This is a genomic window from Mesorhizobium sp. M6A.T.Cr.TU.014.01.1.1, assembly GCF_004022765.1.
In the GTDB taxonomy this organism is placed as follows: domain Bacteria; phylum Pseudomonadota; class Alphaproteobacteria; order Rhizobiales; family Rhizobiaceae; genus Mesorhizobium; species Mesorhizobium mediterraneum.
The window spans coordinates 200,763-216,530 of the sequence record NZ_RZPG01000002.1 but is presented as its reverse complement, the minus strand read 5'-3'; the positions used below and the strand labels follow the sequence as shown (position 1 = coordinate 216,530).

Genomic DNA, 15,768 nt, shown 5'->3' with positions numbered 1-15,768 from the left:
CTGTTTGTATCCTGCAGAATTCAACCTCTTTCAGGTCGAGGGTCCCGGACCCTCAAACCATATGGAGGTTGCCATGAACGATACCCTTGCATCGGCGCCGCATCAGGCAGCGCGGCCGGAAACGCCCGTGAGGCCGGCGGAAGTGTCGCGTCGGCACCTGACGACCCTGCGAAGCATTATCGCGACCTGGCGCGAGCGGACACGCTTTCGCTGGGAACTTAAGCAAATGTCGAAGGCCAATCCCCATTTGATCGACGATATCGGTCTGACGAGACAGCAGGTCGAGGAAGAGATCGCCAAGCTGCCCTTCTGGCAACGATAAGGCGAATGCTGCAAAGACACCGGATTGCCAGTTTCCGCGTGCCGCAGTGGTTCGCCGGCGCGTCTCTAAATCGCTTTGACAGCTCGCTAGGAGATACGGCCTCGTCACAAATCTGCATTCAGCGCTTCATATAGCTCGACGATGACCAAACGCTGCCTCCTTATCATCGACCTGCAGAATGAGTATCTCGACCTGTGGGAAGCAGATAAAGCCGATCGACTGGTTCAGAATACCAACCGGCTGGTGGCCGCTTTCAGGAGTTTACAGCTCCCGGTGATCTGGGTGCGGCAGGAGTTCCGTTCGGATCTCAGCGACGCATTTCTTGAGATGCGCGACAAACGCATCGCCGTTACAATTCAGGGCACGAGAGGTGCCCTGCTTCACGCTGAGCTCGATTGGCAGCCAAGCGATGCGACGATAGTCAAGAAGCGCTACAGCGCGTTCTTCAAGACGGGACTTGACGAGCTACTGGCTGAATTTGGCGCCGGTGAACTGGTTTTATGCGGCGTCAATACACACGCCTGTATCCGTGTGACTGCGGTGGACGCCTATCAACGAGATTTCCGAGTGGTCTTGGCCGAGGAATGCATCGGCTCCTACGACGCAGAGCACGCGCGCGTCTCCCTGGATTACATGAACGGCAAGATCGCCAAAATAGCGACTGTTTCAGAGATCGTTGAAGCTCTCAGTGCGACCTAGTGAACGTCTGAAAGGCACCGCAACTTGCCACCAGACGGTCATGTCTCGAGTCACGGACGGTAGCTTCCCTGTTTCGGATGTAACCGAATTCCCCTCCCCGTGAAATTGTCCGGTAGTCCGCTGCTCCGATCATCGCGCTCCGGAAGTCAGGAGGATCGGATGGACAGTTACTTCGCTACCGAGCGCCACGATCAGATTCGGGATCGGGCACGGGCCTTTGCGGAGGCCGAGATCCGGCCCCGTATACCTGCCATGGAAGCCTCGCGGTCTGTAGACCATGACCTATCTAGGCTGATCGCCCGCCAGGGCTGGATCGGCATCACCATCGGCAAAGAATTTGGCGGCTTGGGTCTCGGGCATCTGGCCAAGACCATCGTCGTCGAGGAGATCTCGCGCGTCAGCGGTGCCATGGGAGCGATGGTGCGGGCCTCGCAGCTAGGCGTCGCGAAAATTCTCCATTTCGGCAACGAAGCCCAGAAGCGGAAATGGCTTCCGGCCATAGCCAAGGGGGAATGTCTGCCGACCATTGCCGTAACCGAACACGAGTCCGGCAGCCACGTGCTCGGCATGGCATCGAACGCCGAGCGCGACGGGGACGCCTATATCCTCAACGGCCACAAGACGTATGTCGGCAATAGCCATGTCGGCGATCTGCATGGGGTGATCGTCCGAACCGGAGGCGGCTCGAAGGGTCTGTCCGCGTTCCTCGTAGAGGCGGATCGCCCCGGCTTCTCACGCGCTGCACTGAAGCCAGCGATGGGCCTGCACGGCTTCGGTTTTGGGGAACTTGTCTTCGACAACTGCCGGGTCCCCGCTGAAAACCTGCTCGGCAAGGAGGGCGACGGCCTGGCTGTGGCCTATTCTTCTAGCATCCTCTACGGAAGGCCCAACCTGACCGCCGTCGCGCTCGGAATCCACCACGCGCTTGTCGAGGAGACCGTGGCATTTGCCGCGCAGCAGCACCGTTACGGCAGCCCTCTTTGCGAACTTCCCACCATCAAGCAGAAACTCGGCCAGATGCAGTCGCGGCTGATGACCGCCCGGCTCGCCGCCTATCACGCCGTGCATATGCTGGACCGTGCCCTGCCTTGTGACGCTGAACTGATAAATGCCAAGCTGATCAACGTGGAGCACGCCTTGGATTCGGCCCGCAACGCCATGGAGGTGCATGCCGCTTGTGGATTGTTCGCCGACCGGCCCATCGAAAGGTTGTTGCGGGATGCGCACCACATCTTCGCGCCGGCGGGCACTTCTGACGTGCAGCTCCTCAGGTTGGCAGAGTTCGCCCTGGGCACATCGAAGACACAGTGATCACAGCGGCTTGCTTCGTCGGCTGGATCGCAGGCCCACCATGAATGCCCAGTGTCCTACCAGCACTCTCCACCTTCGCGCGATGCAGCCACGAGCGATAGGCTCGTATCAGCCTGACCTTTTCTCGATTGCGATGCCTTCTACCCTCCCCGGCGCTTCCAACTGAGGTCGATGCGCGATCAGGTGATTGTCCCGCGTGAAAGAACCCGAACTCGTGCGATCGACCAAGCCGAGCAGCGTCATAGTTTCCCACAGAGCCGTCCATGAGACCGCCAGCAGGCGGCTGCCAACGGCCGACGAGCCATTGGCATATATCGTGTGGTCCGAGGCCGGACCCACCCGCACCGCGCATGGTCAGAATTCAATATCGCCGAAATCACCACCGCCATCGGAGCCGGCATCGTCTGCTTGGTCGGCTTGCTCTGGCTGTGGTGCCGGCGGTTCGGCTGCCTGCGCTTCGCCGCTTTCGCCAAACATGCCTGCGATCGCGTTGCCGAGAAGCACGCCGCCCGCCACACCCATCGCAGTCTGTGCGGCTCCGGCGAGGAAACCGCCGCCTGCCCCCTGCCGATCATTGCCAGAAAGCGGCTGCTCCGGTGCAGCGGCAGCGGTGCGCCCGACCCGCGGCACCGAACCCGAGCGCCTGGCGCCGCTGCCTCCGAAGAGGCCGCCAAGCAATCCGCCGCCGGCAGATTGCTGTGCCTGTTGTTCCAGTTCCTCGATGCGCGACTGTGCCGCGTTCAGGGCCTGCTCTTGCACGACGATTGTTTGCGCCATGTAGTATGGCGCGCCAGGCTGTCGGGCAATCTGATCGTTGATGAAGCGTTCCGCTTCGGCATCGCGCGGCGGCGTCTGTCGCTCGACATTCGCAAGTTTCTCAAAAAGATTGCCAATCGCCTGCTGGTCGTTCCTGTTCATGGGAAGCAACTCCGGTCATTTGCGCGCGCCGCGTCCAGGACATTCTCGCGGCGCGCTCTACGTCCCTATTTATGCATGTCGCTGCTTCAAAACCGCTGCCGCGACATGCATTTGATTTGACGCAGCTATTCGCGCTCGCCGGTGAAGTTCAGCAGCAACTGGAAGATGTTGATGAAGTTCAGATAGAGCGAGAATGCACCGAAGACGGCTAGCTTCTGCTGCGATTCCGCACCAAAATTCTCCGCAAACTGCTCCTTGATCGTCTGCGTATCCCAGGCGGTGAGACCGATGAAGACGGCGATGCCGATCACCGAAATGGCGAACTGGAGCGCAGTCGAGCCGAGAAAGACGTTGACGATGCTGGCAATCACCACGCCGATCAGGCCCATGATCAGGAAGGACGAGAACTGGGTCAGGTCACGTTTGGTCGTGTAGCCGTAAAGGCTGGTGGCGCCGAACATGGTGGCGGCGATGAAGAAGGTGCGCGCGATGCTCGTGCCGGTGAAGACTAGGAACACGGAGGCCAGAGACAGGCCCATGACCGCACAGAATGCCCAAAACATCGCCTGGGCGCCGGCCGCCGACATCGTCTGCATCTTGAACGAGAACAGCAGCACGAAGGCGAGCGGCGCCAACATCACCACCCACTTCAGCGGAGTGGAAAATATCGGGACGTAGAGGGCTGGCGTAGACGCCACCATGAAGGCGATCACGCCCGTAACGACGAGGCCGACTCCCATGTAGTTGTAGACGCGCAGCATGTGCTTGCGCAGGCCTTCGTCGAAGACGGCCCCGGTTTGGGCTCCGACGCCCGTGCGGTATCCTAGATTGGGGGTATTCATGCGAGTTCTCCTTGGTGAGGGTCAGTAAAGCGTTTTGGCGAGCGTCTCGGCGGTGCGATCGAGATCGCGGATACCGCTTCGGGCGACGACCGCGTAGGCGACTTCGCCGATCTGGAAATAGGCCGAGGAAATTTCGCCAGAGGGGGCGGCGGTCGGCTTGACCACGTCGAACGTTCCGGGCCTGATCGCGAAGAGCGAGACCAGTCCCAGGTCCCTTGTTTCGACAGCCATCTCGACGCTCGGGCCGAACCGCGACGGATAAATCTGGACGTCACGAACCTTCCAGTCCTTTGGCAGCGACGGCATGACGATCGCCGTGGCGGCGCGGATTTCGTCCGCATCGTAGTCAGGCGCTTCAGGCTGGGATGACATGGCCTCGCGCATGATTGTCGTCCCATGTGCCCGGATCGCCTCCTCCAGATAGGCGGGCGGCTGTGTCGAGGCGACGACCTTCGTCACCGATATCGGCCCGACGATGCCGTTCGCCAACCAGCCCGCGGTCAGCAGGACTGCGACTGCCGCAGCCCGGCGCAACGTGCCTAACACGCGACCCCGGGCCAGCCCGCGTTCCAGCCGCCGCGCCGCGTCGGCCGTTACCGGCCGCGCCATGCCCTTGGATCCGGCAAGTGCCACGCGCAGTTCGTCGCGCGTCCTGAGGTCGGACATCACGCGAGCGGCGGCCTCCGGACGGGCGGAAAGAAATGCCTCGACCTCGATGCGGCGGGCAACGTCCAGCTGGTCGTCGACATAGGCGTCGAGATCGGCATCGGTCACCGGGTCGCGCAGTTCGTTCATCGCAGACATCACGGGCCTCCCACGATCCTGAGGTGGCTTTTCACACGCGCCGGCAATTTGTCCTCCATCTCACGGAGCGCCGCCCGCGCCCGGCCGATGCGCGACATCAGCGTTCCCAACGGCACGCCGCTGGCCTCGGCCGCCTGGCTGTAGGTAAGTCCCTCGATGGCGACGAGATGCAGCGCCGAGCGCTGCTCTTCCGGCAATTTGAAAAAGGCTTCGCGCACCTGCGCCAAGCGGACGGAATGCTCCTGGGGAGCCTGCATACTGGCGTCGGCAAGATACCCGGCCTGCTCGACGCGCGCCGCTTCAGACTTGCGGGACCGCAAGCCGTCAATGAAAGCGTTGTGGACGATCGACAGCAGCCATGCGCGCAGGTTTCCGCCGGATCGGAAGGTGCCGCGCCGCTCATAGGCCCGCACCAGCGCGTCATGCACCAGGTCCTCTGCTTCGGCGCTGTCGCGCGTCAGCGAACGCGCGTAGCGCCGCAGCGAACCAAGCTGTCCTATGATATCGAAGCGTGGCATCGACCCTCTCATGTCCCGTTTACGGAGCATGGCAGGTTTTTAATCCCGCTCTTTGAATTTTTTGCGATCCGGGAAGGTCAGACATCACCGGTGCAACGCCTCACCATCACGCGTGCGGCTTCTTTGTCCGCGACCGAGCGGCCCGCCCCTCAGCCGCCACAATTCGCTGTGCGGTTAGCGCCGCCGGGGATTTCGATGTTTACGCGTGAATTAATTTGTGACGCGGAAAATCGCGAAGGTGTCATCTTTTTCGGGGCACTTGCGAGTTATAGGCAGGAAACATTCACCGCCGAATCTTCCCTTCGCCGACGGTCCTTTGGGCCGCTTTGTTCCACGAATTATCGACCCGATATGACAAGCCCCGACACGACAGGCAATGCGCCAACCCAGCGGGATACCCGCATCGATGTCTTCCGCGCGCTAGCGCTACTGACGATCTTCATCAACCATGTGCCCGGGACAGTCTTCGAGTATTTCACGCACAAGAATTTCGGCTTTTCCGATTCGGCCGAAGCCTTCGTGCTGATTTCTGGTATCGCTGTCGGGCTCGCCTACGGACTGAAGTTCCAGCCGGGAAACCGGTTGCTCATCACCCTGAAGGCCTTGCGGCGCGCGGGTGTCCTCTATGTCACCCACGTCATGACCACCGTGGCGACGCTGGCGATCTTCTCGGCAGCTGCACTGCATTTCTCGCGGCCCGATCTTTTGAAGCTGATCAACATCCAGATGATCATCGAGGACACGCCGGAAGCGCTGCTCGGCATCGCGGCGCTCGGGCATCAGATCGGCTACAACAACATTCTTTCCATGTATGCCGTGGTGCTTCTGATGATGCCGCTTTTCCTGTGGATCGGCACGTTCAGCCTGCGGCTGATGCTTGCTGCGTCCGCTGTCCTCTGGCTCATCGCCGGCATTTTCCAGATCGCGCCCTCGAATTTTCCCGGCGACGGCTTCTGGTTCCTGAACCCGCTCTCCTGGCAATTTCTGTTTGTCATCGGGATCGCCGGCATGCTGCATGTCAAGCGCGGCGGCGAAATCCGCTTCAACTGGATGATGACGAGCGCGGCCGTCGGGTATCTGGTCGGCGCGCTGATTTGGGTGCGGCTGCCGCTGTGGGGCATCGAGACGGCCTCCGGCCTGCCTACCGTGCTGACCGGTTTCGATAAGACATTCCTGTCGCTGTCGCGGCTCATGCACATTCTGGCGATCGCCTATCTGATCGTGACGCTCCCGGCGCTTTCCAACCTGGCGAGGACCAGGCCCGGACACCCGCTCGCGGTTCTCGGCAAGCATTCGCTGCCGGTCTTCATCGCCGGAACGATCCTCGCCATGATTGCGCAGGTCATGAAGGTCGTCAGCCCGGGCGGGCTGCTCTACGACACGATCCTGATCACGACAGGCATCGCGCTGCAGTTCGGCTTCGCCTACTACCTCGAATGGTTGCCGCGGATCGGTTGGGGTGCCAAGAAGCAGCAACCTGCCGCCGCCTTGCCGTCTGCTGCCCTCAAGCCAGCGTGATAGAACGGCGCGACGCGCCGTGCCATCAAGGCCTTTCGCCGGGTGCGAGCCTCTCCTCGAGGCACGCTATGGATTTCTATGTCCAGTCCCGGTTGGCGGTTTTCAACTTGGCGCAAATGAAAACCGCTGGCGCAGCACGGCCGATTTGCGTATCACTCCGCCGCCAACGGAACCGCGCCGATGTTTGAAGATCTTCAGCCTGCCCCAGCCGACAAGATCCTTGCTTTGATTGGCCTCTATCGCGCCGATCCCCGCCCCGACAAGGTCGACCTCGGCGTCGGCGTCTACAAGGATCGCGATGGCAAGACGCCGGTGATGCGCGCCGTGCGCGAAGCCGAGAAGCGATTGCTGCAGAGCCAGGATACCAAGACCTATCTCGGCCTTGCCGGCGATACCGGCTTCAACACGGCGATGGCGAGGCTGGTCTTTGGCCCTGCGGCCGAGCTTACACGCATCCGTGCGGCGCAGGCGCCCGGCGGCTCAGGCGCGCTGCGGCTGGTGGCTGAGCTGCTCAAGAGGACGCGATCGGACGCGACGATCTGGCTGTCGGACCCGACATGGCCGAACCACATGCCGGTGATGCGCGCCGCCGGCTTGCAGATACGCGAGTATCCCTATTTCGACGCTGCCTCAGGTGCTGTTCGCTTCGCCGACATGATGAGCGCGCTGGCGACCGCCAAGAGCGGCGACGTAGTGCTGCTGCATGGTTGCTGCCACAATCCGACAGGCGCCAATCTGGACATCGCGCAGTGGGCTGAAATAGCCGACCTTGTCGTCGAGCGCGGCCTGCTGCCGTTTGTCGACATTGCTTATCAGGGCTTTGGCGAAGGCCTGGACGCAGACGCCGCCGGCTTGCGCCTGCTGGCTGAAAAAGTTCCGGAGATGGTCGTTGCCTCGAGCTGCTCGAAAAACTTTGCCGTGTATCGCGACCGTGTCGGCGCGGCGATGATCCTGGCTAAAGACGGCGCGCAGGCGGATGTGGCAATGAGCCAGATGCTGTCGGCGGCGCGCGCCATGTACTCGATGCCGCCGGACCATGGCGCGGCCGCGGTGTGCACTGTGCTTGAAGACGCCACGCTGCGCGCCGACTGGGAAGCGGAGCTAGAGGAGATGCGCCTGCGCATGCTGCGGCTTCGGGTGCAGTTCGCCGAAGCGCTGCGGCGGCAGTCCAATTCCGATCGCTTCGATTTCGTCGCCAGCCATCGCGGCATGTTTTCCCGGCTTGGCCTGTCCGAAGCGCAGGTCGAGCGGCTGCGCGCCGAGCACGGCGTCTATATGGTCGGTGACAGCCGCATCAATGTCGCCGGTCTGCCGGAAGACGGTATGGACGCGCTCGCCAAGGCGATCGTCTCCGTGCTCGACTGAGGCGTTGAGCAGCGCTGTGGACAATCGCCCCTCGCCGTCCGACGGCGTTGGCTACGCGGTCGGACGCAGGCTAGCATCCGGCCGATGAAACCTTCGAAGGACATTTCCCGGCTGATTGAGATCATGGCGGCGCTGCGGGCCCCGGAAACCGGCTGTCCGTGGGACATCGAGCAGGATTTCTCGACCATCGCGCCTTACACGATCGAGGAAGCCTACGAGGTGGCGGACGCCATCGCGCGCGGCGACCTGGACGATCTGCGCGACGAGCTCGGCGACCTTCTGCTGCAGGTCGTCTACCACGCGCAGATGGCCGAGGAGGCTGGTGAATTCGCTTTTGGCGACGTGGTCCAGGCCATCACCACGAAAATGATCCGCCGCCACCCGCATGTCTTCGGCGATGAGAAGGCGCGCAGCGCCGGCATGGCCAAGGGTATGTGGGAAAAGATCAAGGCCGAGGAGAAGGCTGAGAAACGCAGCGCCCGCCTCGCCCGCGGGCACGATCCGGAGGATCACGGCAAGGGTTTTCTGGACAGCGTACCGGTCGCCCTGCCCGCTTTGACCCGGGCGCTCAAGCTGCAGGAGAAAGCTGCCCGCGTCGGCTTCGACTGGAGCGAGGCCACGCCGATCCTCGACAAGATAGAGGAAGAGATCGGCGAGTTGCGCGAGGCCTTGGCCAAGGGCGATACGGCTTCGATCAAGGACGAGTTCGGCGACATGCTGTTTGCCGTCGTCAATCTCGGGCGTCATCTCAAGGTCGATTCCGAAGCGGCGCTCAGCGGCACCAACGAGAAATTCCGGTCGCGGTTCCACTACGTCGAGCAAGCGCTGGAAGCGTCCGGAAACACGCTGGAAAAGGCCTCGCTCGACGAGATGGAGGCGTTTTGGCAGCAAGCCAAGAGCGCGAAGTAACAGCGACTATCCGTTGTTTTTACGGTGCAATCGGCTTTCTATCTCTTCATGCGCGCTTTGCGTCGCCTTGAGCGCGACGGTCACGCCGCCATCTTCATTGTCGGTGCGCGAGACGACGTCGCCATTGCGGTAGAGCCAGTCGACGAGCCCGAGCTGCTCAGGCTTGAGCGTGATGGTCAGCGTTTCCAGCTCGCCTGAAACTCTTGTCTCAATGATCGCCTTCAGCACATCGATGCCCTCGCCGGTGGCGGCCGATATGGCAATCGGCGGCGTCTTGTTGCCATCGGCGCCATCGGCAAGAAGCCGAGCCCTGTTGCCTTCGTCGAGCAGGTCAATCTTGTTCCACACTTCGATGACGCGCTTGCTGTCGCCGGCATCGACGCCGAGATCGGCAAGGATCCGCTCGACATCCTCGGCCTGGGCGGCCGTGTCGGGGTCCGAGATATCGCGCAGATGGATGACGAGATCGGCCTCGACCACCTCTTCCAGCGTGGCCCGGAAGGCCGCGATCAGATGCGTCGGCAGGTCCGAAATGAAACCGACCGTGTCCGAAAGGATGACCGGCGTGCCGTGCGGCAGCCGCACCCGACGCAGTGTCGGGTCGAGCGTGGCAAACAACATGTCCTCGGCCAGCACCCCTGCTCCGGTCAGTTTGTTGAACAGCGTCGACTTGCCGGCATTGGTGTAGCCGACGATCGCCACCACCGGGAAAGGCACCTTCTTGCGCTTGGCGCGGTGCAGGTCACGGGTGCGCCGCACTGTTTCCAGCTCGAGCTTCAGCTTCTTGATCTTGTCCTGCAGGGCGCGGCGATCCGATTCGATCTGCGTTTCGCCAGGGCCGCCGAGAAAGCCAGCGCCGCCGCGCTGGCGCTCGAGGTGAGTCCAGCTTCGCACGAGCCGGCCCTTCTGATAGTTGAGGTGCGCAAGATCAACCTGCAGCGTGCCTTCCTTGGTCCGCGCGCGCTCGCCGAAAATCTCCAGGATCAGCCCGGTGCGATCCAGCACTTTGGCGTTCAACTCTTTTTCCAGATTGCGCTGCTGCACCGGCGTCAGCGGATGGTCGACAATGACCAGTTCGGCATGGCCCTGTTTGACGATCTCGGCGAACTCCGCGACCTTGCCGCTGCCGAGCAAGGTCGCCGGGCGCGGATCGTTGACGGTCACCACCGCGGTATGGATCGGGTCGAGGTCAATGGCTTGGGCAAGGCCAACCGCCTCGTTGTGGCGGGCCTCGGCGGAACGCGTCAAGCGCGGACGATTCGTGTCTTCGTCGCTGCGCGGCTGGCGGGTAAGCACAGGCACGATAACCACAGCCCGGGTCGGGCCTTCGGCTTCCGTCCCCGGCTGATATGCTGATTTTTCGCGAACGCTGCGGTCCGCGTCTTTCCTACGTGCCAATCAGGCGCCCTGGCTTTCCTCACCATCGAACATCTGAACCGGCTGGCTCGGCATGATCGTGGAAATGGCGTGCTTGTAGACGAGCTGGGAATGGCCGTCTCGACGCAGCAGAACACAGAAATTGTCGAACGAAGTGACCACACCGGTCAGCTTCACGCCGTTGATGAGAAAGATGGTGAGTGGGTTCTTGCTTTTGCGAACTGAATTCAGGAACAGGTCCTGAAGATTTTGCGATCGTTCCGCCATTGTTCTTGTCTTTCGCCGATCCCCTTCGGTTTGCAACTCAATGCGCCAAATTACCCGGCACGTGTCAAGCACGCAAACACCATCTTGCCGTCAATAACGACAAGCAGAACGAGATATATTGATGTTCATTCCACCTGTGCGGTTATCAGGCTGGACTTTTTTCCGCAACGTCAAAAAAGGCTTGCCGCAAGGAAAGTGTTATCGAGCCCGGATGGCCGTTGGCGACGGGAGCGCCGTCGATCGCCACGATCGGCATGGCGATCGTGGTCGCGGAGCTGATGAAAACCTCGCGCGCGGCCTTGGCTTCGGCGACCGAAAAGCCCCGCTCCTCGATCTTCAGGCCGAGCTTGGCGGCCACATCGAACAGCGTGGTGCGGGTGATGCCGCGCAGGATGCCGTGCTCGGCCGGACGCGTCACCAGCACGCCATCCCTGGTGATGATCCAGGCATTCGACGATCCACCTTCCTTGACGGTGCCGTCGGCATCGACGAACCAGGCCTCCTGGGCGCCGGCTTCCTTGGCCTTCTGCTTGGCGAGCACATTTGGCAACAGGCCGACCGACTTGATATCGACCCGGTCCCAACGATTCTCCGGCACGGTGATAACCTTGATTCCGCTTTCGGCCCTCTTCGCGGCAGCAGCGGGGTCGGCTTTCCTGGCGGTCACCACCAGCGACGGCTTCGTGCCCGCCGCCGGGAAAATAAAGTCGCGGCTGGCGACGCCACGCGTCACCTGAAGATAGACCAAGCCATCGGTGACATGGTTGCGGCGGACCACCTCGCGCAAAATAATCGGCAACACGCCCCGCGTGACCGGCCAGTCGATCGACAATTCGGTCAGCGAGCGGTTCAGCCGTCCGAGATGGCGAGGCACATCGACGATGAAGCCGCGCGCCACCTCGCAAACCTCGTAGACTCCATCGGCGAACTGATAGCCGCGGTCCTCGATATGGACGAAAGCGTCGCCGTGAGCGACATAGCGCCCGTTCACATAGGCAATGCGCGGCATGAGGTCACCCCTGGAGAAGTCAGCGCATGACCCCGAAAATCGGAATCGATTTTCCGGGTCATGCGCAAAAATCAAAATGCTACAGCGTCCTTTGCGCGTGCCAAAAGACGCGCGGCGCTTTCTTATGCGATTCCGCCGGCGCCGTAACCGATAATTGCGTAGGCCACCATTGGATGGGCTATCAGACGCCCAGCGACTTCAGCTTGCGGTGAAGCGCCGAGCGCTCCATGCCGATGAACTCGGCCGTTTTCGAGATGTTGCCGCCAAAACGGTTGATCTGGGCGATCAGATAATCCTTTTCGAACTGCTCGCGCGCCTCACGCAACGGCAGCGCCATGATGTGCTGATCGGATTGGTTTGGCGTGCGCGGCATGACGTCGCCGATCTCGGCAGGCAAGAGGTCTGCGGTGATCGGCGCATCGACATCGTCGCCGCGCGCCAGGATCATCAGCCGCTCGACATTGTTGCGCAGCTGGCGGACGTTGCCCGGCCAGTTGTGCGCCTGCAGCACGGCCAGCGCGTCGTCGCCGATGCGCCGCGGCCGGATGCCGGCCTGGCGGGCGATCTGCTTCATGAAATTGTCGACAAGATAGGGGATGTCCTCGCGCCGCTCGGCCAGCCCCGGCACCATCACCGGAACCACCGCCAGGCGGTGATAGAGATCCTCCCGGAAACGGCCGTCGGCGATCATCGCCTCCAGGTTCTGCGAGGTCGACGATATGATTCGGACATCGACCTTGACCCGCTTGGTGCCCCCTACCCGCTCGAACTGCTGTTCGACCAGCACGCGCAGGATCTTGTTTTGCGTTTCGCGCGGCATGTCGGCCACTTCGTCAATGTAGAGAATGCCGCGATGGGCTTCCTCAAGCGCGCCGACCTTGCGTTCGACACCGTTTGATTCGGTGCCGAACAGCTCGACTTCCATGCGTTCGGGCGTGATGTTGGCAGCGCTCAGCGTGACGAACGGTGCCCCCTTGCGCGCCGACAGTGTGTGGATGGCGCGTGCCGCGAGTTCCTTGCCCGACCCGGACGGGCCGATGATCATGACGCGGCTGTTGGTCGGCGCGACGCGTTCGATGGTCTGACGCAACTGGCTCATCGCCGACGACATGCCGATCAGGTCGAAGGTTTCGCCGCTGCGCAGCTTGAGATCCGAAACCTCGCGTCTCAGCTTAGAGGTTTCAATCGCACGTTCGGCGATAAGGATCAGCCTGTCGGCCTTGAACGGCTTCTCGATGAAGTCATAGGCGCCGCGACGTATGGCCGAGACCGCCGTTTCGATGTTGCCGTGGCCCGAGATCATCACCACGGGCAGGCTCGGATGCATTGTCTTGATCCCGTCCAGCAGCGCCAGTCCGTCCAGACGTGAGCCTTGCAGCCAGATGTCGAGGAAAATCAGCCTCGGCGCCCGGTCGGCGATCGCAGCCAGGGCGCTGTCGGCATCGAATGCCGTGCGGGTTTCGTGACCTTCGTCGCTCAGGATACCGGCGACAAGTTCGCGGATGTCTTCCTCGTCATCGACGATGAGAATGTCAGACGCCATTACCGACCTTTTCAGTTTCTCTTTCGTGTTCCGTCCTGCCTTCGCCGCTCGACGGCACGGTGGCGGCAAGCGGCAGGATGATGCTGATCATCGCGCCTCGCCCGCCGTGGAAATCCACCGGCGCGTCATGCAGTTCGAGCCAGCCGCCATGGTCTTCCACTATCTTCTTGACGATAGCGAGGCCAAGCCCCGTGCCCTTCTCGCGTGTCGTCATGTAAGGCTCGAGCAATCGCTGACGATTCTCGCGCGGCAAGCCCTTGCCATTGTCGATGACGTCAATGCGAATCGCGCCATTCTGGCGCCCGGCTTGAATCCGGATTATGCCGTGCGAGCGGTCCTTTTGATCAAGTCCGTCGATCGCCTCGGCTGCGTTCTTGATAATATTGCCAAAAGCCTGCGCCATCAGGCGGCTGTCGAAAGTGCCCTTGAGCGGTTCGTTGCCGAATACGCGCTCGAAGGTGATATCGGCGCGGCTCACTTCGACGAGGAACGAGGCTTCGCGCAACGACTCGCGCAAGTCGAGGGCCTTCATTTCGGGCTTGGGCATGCGTGCGAAAGCGGAGAACTCGTCGACCATGCGGCCGATATCCTCCACCTGCCTGATGATCGTGTCGGTGCACTGATCGAAAACCTCGCGGTCTTCGGTGATGACTTTGCCGTAACGGCGCTTGATGCGCTCGGCGGAAAGCTGGATCGGTGTCAGCGGGTTCTTGATCTCGTGGGCGATGCGCCGCGCCACATCCGCCCATGCCGAGGAACGCTGCGCCTGGACCAGATCGGTGATGTCGTCGACCGTCACGACATAGGATTTCTCCTCCGAACCGTCGTCGCCGGCCTCGACCGTGATCTGCACGTTGAAGGTCCGCTCCGTGCCGGCGCGATAGAAGGTCACCTGCTCGCGGTGGACGGGCTTGCCCGACTTGCGGCCGATCTCGAAGACTCGGCCGACATGCGGCAGCACGGCGGAGAGGTTTTGCCCGAGTGCGGCGGTGGCGGATATGGCCAGCATCGTTTCGGCCGACCGGTTGACGATGGTGACGATGCCATACGGATCGACACCGATGACGCCGGCGGTGACGCCGGCAAGCACAGCTTCCGAAAAACGCCGCCGCTCGTCGATCAAGTCCTTGGCGGACAGAATCTCGTTACGCTGCGATTTCAGTTCCAGCAGCATCTTGTTGAAGGTGTCGCCGAGCGAGGCGACGTCGCCGTCGGAGGGCCGAACGGGCACGGCAACGTCGAGATTGCCGGTCGCGACCTCGTCGGCCGCGCCGATGAGCTGGCGGATGGGCCGCACCAGGCGATCAGCCACGGCAATGCCGGTCCAGATGGCGGACAGAATGATGATAAGCGTCAGCGACAGGTAGGGAAGTGCGAAGGCCACCTGCGACGTGCGGCGATTGGCTTCCAGACCGCGATATTCGTCGGTGTTGGACCTGACAATCTGCCGCGCCTTGATCACCTCGGGATCGACCAAGCGGATGGTGTAGAGATAGAGCCCTTCGATCTCGCGCAGCTTGACGATGGCGCCCATGATGTTGCGCGTCTTCGGTTCGATCAGCACCGGCCTGCCGTCGGCGGCACTGCTCATGGCGCCTTCCGGCGGCTCCGGCATGGCGAAATCGGCGTCGGTCTTGGCGCTCATGACGAATGAGCCGTCAGGCTTGACCAGCGCTGCATGGGCCAGCGAGCGTCCGACGGCTTCCTTGTTCATGAGATCGAGGAAACCGGTTCGATCGAGGCCGTAGAGCGTGCGGGAGGCGTCGAGATCGTAGGCCATCGACAGGGTCGTTCCCTGGAGATTGCGCGCGTTCTCCTGCACATAGGCATCGGCGATCGACAGCGACGAATTGACGATCGTCTTGGTGCGGATCTCGAACCAGCGATCAAGGCCGATGTCGAGTGTGATCGAGGCGATGATCGCCACCATGATGGCGGGAATCGCGGCGACCAGCGCGAACATTGCGACGATCCGCACATGCAGCCGCGACGCCGCCTTGCCACGCCGGCGCGCCATCACGATGCGATGCACTTCGCGGCCGACCAGCGCGATCAGGAACAGGATGAACGCCGCATTGAGGGCGATGAGCGCCAGCGTCGTCCTCTCGTCCGGCGTGATCGGCGTGGCGCCGACGAGAATGGCGAAGGAGATCGCCGCCGTAGCCAGCGCACCGGCAACTGCCACCACACCGGGCAGCGCAAGCAGCCGGCGCCCATCCCTTGTGCCGGGTTCGCTGAAAAGCGGTTCGCTCAGTGTCGGTGCCTGTGAAGCCATGTCGCCGTCTAGAGCCAGTGATTGCGTCGGATGTATGCAACGCATTGTGGCGATTATGCAACAAGTGTGACCTGGACGGAAATGTTTCGGC

At 62.0% G+C, this 15,768-nt stretch carries 15 protein-coding genes; 6 read left to right on the top strand and 9 right to left on the bottom strand.

Translation table 11 applies throughout. From position 1 onward, the window contains the following. Nucleotides 1–73: 73 nt before the first annotated feature. The 3 genes from EN885_RS03540 to EN885_RS03530 all read left to right on the top strand — a co-directional run bounded on the left by EN885_RS03540 (nucleotide 74) and on the right by EN885_RS03530 (nucleotide 2,332). On the top strand, nucleotides 74–322 hold the full coding sequence (locus EN885_RS03540; RefSeq protein WP_128241042.1) for a DUF1127 domain-containing protein: 249 nt from the start codon (nucleotides 74–76) through the stop codon (nucleotides 320–322). 141 nt (nucleotides 323–463) lie between these two features. Next, on the top strand, nucleotides 464–1,021 hold the full coding sequence (locus tag EN885_RS03535; RefSeq protein ID WP_128241043.1) for an isochorismatase family cysteine hydrolase: 558 nt from the start codon (nucleotides 464–466) through the stop codon (nucleotides 1,019–1,021). 159 nt (nucleotides 1,022–1,180) lie between these two features. Next, entirely contained in the window at nucleotides 1,181–2,332 is a 1,152-nt protein-coding gene (locus EN885_RS03530) for an acyl-CoA dehydrogenase family protein (RefSeq protein WP_128241044.1), read from the top strand. Between the two features lie 354 nt (nucleotides 2,333–2,686). On the opposite strand, the gene EN885_RS03525 is transcribed toward EN885_RS03530, so the two are convergent. The 4 genes from EN885_RS03525 to EN885_RS03510 form a co-directional block, all read right to left on the bottom strand. Further along, on the bottom strand, nucleotides 2,687–3,250 hold the full coding sequence (locus EN885_RS03525; protein WP_095488632.1) for a DUF2076 family protein: 564 nt from the start codon (nucleotides 3,248–3,250) through the stop codon (nucleotides 2,687–2,689). Nucleotides 3,251–3,375: 125 nt separating this feature from the next. Beyond that, the gene (locus EN885_RS03520) at nucleotides 3,376–4,092 is read right to left on the bottom strand and encodes a Bax inhibitor-1/YccA family protein (RefSeq protein WP_128241045.1); all 717 of its coding nucleotides are present in this window, start codon (nucleotides 4,090–4,092) and stop codon (nucleotides 3,376–3,378) included. A 21-nt stretch (nucleotides 4,093–4,113) separates the two neighbouring features. Next, complete coding sequence (locus tag EN885_RS03515) at nucleotides 4,114–4,887, bottom strand: anti-sigma factor (protein ID WP_128241192.1); 774 nt, start codon at nucleotides 4,885–4,887, stop codon at nucleotides 4,114–4,116. 8 nt (nucleotides 4,888–4,895) lie between these two features. Then, entirely contained in the window at nucleotides 4,896–5,414 is a 519-nt protein-coding gene (locus EN885_RS03510) for a sigma-70 family RNA polymerase sigma factor (RefSeq protein ID WP_245330029.1), read from the bottom strand. Between the two features lie 351 nt (nucleotides 5,415–5,765). Here EN885_RS03510 and opgC point away from each other — a divergent pair, with 351 nt between their 5' ends. The 3 genes from opgC (at nucleotide 5,766) to mazG (ending at nucleotide 9,206) form a co-directional block, all read left to right on the top strand. Then, nucleotides 5,766–6,932, top strand: coding sequence for an OpgC domain-containing protein (gene opgC, locus EN885_RS03505; protein ID WP_128241046.1), 1,167 nt, complete (start codon nucleotides 5,766–5,768; stop codon nucleotides 6,930–6,932). A gap of 180 nt (nucleotides 6,933–7,112) precedes the next feature. Further along, the gene (locus EN885_RS03500; RefSeq protein WP_128241047.1) at nucleotides 7,113–8,297 is read left to right on the top strand and encodes an amino acid aminotransferase; all 1,185 of its coding nucleotides are present in this window, start codon (nucleotides 7,113–7,115) and stop codon (nucleotides 8,295–8,297) included. Between the two features lie 84 nt (nucleotides 8,298–8,381). Beyond that, nucleotides 8,382–9,206, top strand: a complete 825-nt coding sequence (mazG, locus tag EN885_RS03495) for a nucleoside triphosphate pyrophosphohydrolase (RefSeq protein ID WP_095488627.1) — start codon at nucleotides 8,382–8,384, stop codon at nucleotides 9,204–9,206. A gap of 6 nt (nucleotides 9,207–9,212) precedes the next feature. Here mazG and hflX read toward each other — a convergent pair whose 3' ends face one another. The 5 genes from hflX to EN885_RS03470 all read right to left on the bottom strand — a co-directional run bounded on the left by hflX (nucleotide 9,213) and on the right by EN885_RS03470 (nucleotide 15,677). Next, complete coding sequence (gene hflX / locus EN885_RS03490) at nucleotides 9,213–10,604, bottom strand: GTPase HflX (protein WP_095488626.1); 1,392 nt, start codon at nucleotides 10,602–10,604, stop codon at nucleotides 9,213–9,215. Then, nucleotides 10,605–10,850, bottom strand: a complete 246-nt coding sequence (hfq, locus tag EN885_RS03485) for an RNA chaperone Hfq (protein WP_006202172.1) — start codon at nucleotides 10,848–10,850, stop codon at nucleotides 10,605–10,607. 145 nt (nucleotides 10,851–10,995) lie between these two features. Continuing rightward, entirely contained in the window at nucleotides 10,996–11,859 is an 864-nt protein-coding gene (locus EN885_RS03480; protein WP_128241048.1) for a D-amino-acid transaminase, read from the bottom strand. 181 nt (nucleotides 11,860–12,040) lie between these two features. Beyond that, nucleotides 12,041–13,402 (bottom strand): sigma-54 dependent transcriptional regulator, encoded by a 1,362-nt coding sequence (locus tag EN885_RS03475; protein WP_095488624.1) that lies wholly within the window; start codon nucleotides 13,400–13,402, stop codon nucleotides 12,041–12,043. Further along, the gene (locus EN885_RS03470; RefSeq protein ID WP_164897776.1) at nucleotides 13,392–15,677 is read right to left on the bottom strand and encodes a PAS domain-containing sensor histidine kinase; all 2,286 of its coding nucleotides are present in this window, start codon (nucleotides 15,675–15,677) and stop codon (nucleotides 13,392–13,394) included. The genes EN885_RS03475 and EN885_RS03470 overlap by 11 nt, the downstream gene beginning before the upstream one ends. Nucleotides 15,678–15,768: the final 91 nt, after the last annotated feature.

Excerpts from the sequence above, each read along its gene's own strand:
- EN885_RS03540 (WP_128241042.1), top strand. The coding sequence starts at position 74 with ATGAACGATACCCTTGCATCGGCGCCGCATCAGGCAGCGCGGCCGGAA.
- EN885_RS03535 (WP_128241043.1), top strand. The coding sequence starts at position 464 with ATGACCAAACGCTGCCTCCTTATCATCGACCTGCAGAATGAGTATCTC.
- EN885_RS03530 (WP_128241044.1), top strand. The coding sequence starts at position 1,181 with ATGGACAGTTACTTCGCTACCGAGCGCCACGATCAGATTCGGGATCGG.
- EN885_RS03525 (WP_095488632.1), bottom strand. The coding sequence starts at position 3,250 with ATGAACAGGAACGACCAGCAGGCGATTGGCAATCTTTTTGAGAAACTT.
- EN885_RS03520 (WP_128241045.1), bottom strand. The coding sequence starts at position 4,092 with ATGAATACCCCCAATCTAGGATACCGCACGGGCGTCGGAGCCCAAACC.
- EN885_RS03515 (WP_128241192.1), bottom strand. The coding sequence starts at position 4,887 with ATGAACGAACTGCGCGACCCGGTGACCGATGCCGATCTCGACGCCTAT.
- EN885_RS03510 (WP_245330029.1), bottom strand. The coding sequence starts at position 5,414 with ATGCCACGCTTCGATATCATAGGACAGCTTGGTTCGCTGCGGCGCTAC.
- opgC (WP_128241046.1), top strand. The coding sequence starts at position 5,766 with ATGACAAGCCCCGACACGACAGGCAATGCGCCAACCCAGCGGGATACC.
- EN885_RS03500 (WP_128241047.1), top strand. The coding sequence starts at position 7,113 with ATGTTTGAAGATCTTCAGCCTGCCCCAGCCGACAAGATCCTTGCTTTG.
- mazG (WP_095488627.1), top strand. The coding sequence starts at position 8,382 with ATGAAACCTTCGAAGGACATTTCCCGGCTGATTGAGATCATGGCGGCG.
- hfq (WP_006202172.1), bottom strand. The coding sequence starts at position 10,850 with ATGGCGGAACGATCGCAAAATCTTCAGGACCTGTTCCTGAATTCAGTT.
- EN885_RS03480 (WP_128241048.1), bottom strand. The coding sequence starts at position 11,859 with ATGCCGCGCATTGCCTATGTGAACGGGCGCTATGTCGCTCACGGCGAC.
- EN885_RS03475 (WP_095488624.1), bottom strand. The coding sequence starts at position 13,402 with ATGGCGTCTGACATTCTCATCGTCGATGACGAGGAAGACATCCGCGAA.
- EN885_RS03470 (WP_164897776.1), bottom strand. The coding sequence starts at position 15,677 with ATGGCTTCACAGGCACCGACACTGAGCGAACCGCTTTTCAGCGAACCC.